Genomic DNA, 1,563 nt, shown 5'->3' on the forward strand with positions numbered 1-1,563 from the left:
GCTCAGGATCACCACCCCCCAAGAGAGTGCCTGTTGCACCTGCCAGCCTCTTAGCCCTCCCTAGAACTCGTAGCCAAATAGGCGGGGATCCGCCGGCTGCAGCTTGAGGTCCGCCAGACCATACTCGGCCCAGCGGCGATCCACCCGGCGGGCCACTTCCGGATCCGGAGCCAGGGGCTGCCGCCAAGGGGTGTCCGTTTCCGGCGGGATCTTGGTGGTGGCGTCGATCCCCATCTTGCCCCCCAGGCCCCGCTTTTCGGTGGCAAAGTCCAGGGCGTCAAAGGGATGGTCCGGCAGAATAAACACATCCCGCTGCGGGTCCACCCGCGAGCACAGGCACCAGAGCACCTGGCGCGGATCCCGCACGTTGATGTCCTTGTCCACCACGATGACAAACTTGGTGTAGCTAAACTGAGGCAGGGCGCTCCAAAAAGCCAGGGCCGCCCGCCGCGCTTGGCCGGGGTAGGCCTTGTCGATGGACAAAATCGCCGCCTTGTAGCCCAGGGCCTCCATGGGCAAAAAGAAGTCCACAATCTCCGGCACCTGCTGCCTGAGGATGGGGGTGTAAATGCGGTTGAGGGCCAGCGCCATCATGTCGTTTTCTTTGGGGGGCTTGCCACTGAAGGTGGTGAGGTAGATGGGATCGCGGCGCTGGGTGAGGCAGTGGAAGCGAATGAGAGGAGCCTGCTCGTTGCGAGGGCCGTAGTAGCCAAGGTGATCCCCGGCAGGGCCGTCGGGGGCCACCTCCCCCGGCGTGATGGTGCCCTCCAGGACAATCTCCGCGTGGGCCGGCACCTCCAAATCCACCGTCTTGCAGCGGGCTAGCGGCAGTCCTTCCCCGGCATAGAGACCGGCAAACAGCCACTCCGACAGATCCACCGGCAGGGACGTGGCTGCTGCCAGGATCACGGCGGGATCCACCCCGATGGCCACCGCCACTTCCAGCTTCCGACCCAGGGCTGCCGCCTTGCGCAGGTGCCGTGTGGCCCCCCGCACCGACAGCCACTGCACCGTCATGGTGTTGCGGCTTTGCAGCTGCAGGCGGTACACCCCCACGTTGGGGATGCCGTTTTCCGGGTCTTTGGTAACCATCAGCCCCAAGGTCAGCACCCGTCCGGCATCGCCAGGATAGACCCGCAGCAGGGGCAGTTGGGTGAGATCCACCGCCTCCCCCAGCAGCACCACCTGCTGACAGGGGGGGAAGAGATCCCGGCTGGGCCGAGCTTTGAAGACCCGAAACAGGGCCTGCCCCAGGTCCACTGCCTGGGCGAAGGTTCTGGGCGGGCGCGGCTGGTAGAGCAAGGCCAGCTTTTTCCCCAGCTCCTCCAGCTCCCGCGGCTCCTCCATCCCCAGGGCCCAGCAGATGCGCTCCACGGTGCCTAGGGCGTTGATGAGCAGGGGCATGGTGGATCCCTTCACCCGCTCAAACAGCAGCGCCGGCCCCCCGCACGCCAAAAGGCGATCGGCAATCTCGGCAATTTCCAACTCAGGATCCACCTCCGCAGCGACACGGCGAAGCTGGCCACGGGACTCCAGCAGGGCAATGAAACGGCGCAGATCTCT

At 65.5% G+C, this 1,563-nt stretch carries 1 protein-coding gene; it reads right to left on the bottom strand.

Features of this window, described 5'->3' with window-relative positions:
• Positions 1 to 60: 60 nt before the first annotated feature.
• Positions 61 to 1,563, bottom strand: a 1,503-nt coding sequence (locus NW827_RS08975) for a UbiD family decarboxylase (protein ID WP_414503587.1), incomplete at its 5' end; no start/stop codon positions are given.

The organism is Synechococcus sp. H70.1 (assembly GCF_047502705.1).
Classification (GTDB): domain Bacteria; phylum Cyanobacteriota; class Cyanobacteriia; order Thermostichales; family Thermostichaceae; genus Thermostichus.